The 346-nt window shown below is 61.6% G+C and carries 2 protein-coding genes; both read right to left on the reverse strand.

Annotation, left to right across the window (positions count from 1 at the left end):
- Positions 1 to 227: MerR family transcriptional regulator (locus HX846_RS34215; protein WP_178967151.1), on the reverse strand; the 227-nt coding region annotated here is incomplete at its 3' end.
- The coding region (locus tag HX846_RS40510) for a hypothetical protein (RefSeq protein ID WP_372242048.1) at positions 224 to 346 on the reverse strand (123 nt) is incomplete at its 5' end. The genes HX846_RS40510 and HX846_RS34215, both read right to left, overlap by 4 nt.

Below are 346 nucleotides of genomic sequence, written 5' to 3' on the forward strand. Positions count from 1 at the left end.
GCGCGTCCCCGGTCCTGCCACAGCGTCAGCAACTTGCCGACCTCTTCCAGGGAAAACCCCAGGTCCCGCGAGCGCTTGATAAACGCCAGGGTGTGCAAGTCATCGGCGCCATAAATGCGGTAGCCGCTGTCGGTGCGATGGGCGGCTTTCAACAAGCCGATGGACTCGTAGTAACGAATCATCTTCGCGCTCAGGCCGCTTTGGCGTGCTGCTTGGCCGATGTTCATGGACGCTCGTCCTCCAGGTCCTTGGGTTTCCAGGTTTTCAACAGCAGTGCGTTGCTCACCACGCTGACACTGGACAGGGCCATGGCCGCGCCAGCCATCACCGGGTTGAGCAGGCCGAA

Origin of the sequence: Pseudomonas sp. K5002 (assembly GCF_013386655.1) — a bacterium.
GTDB lineage: Bacteria > Pseudomonadota > Gammaproteobacteria > Pseudomonadales > Pseudomonadaceae > Aquipseudomonas.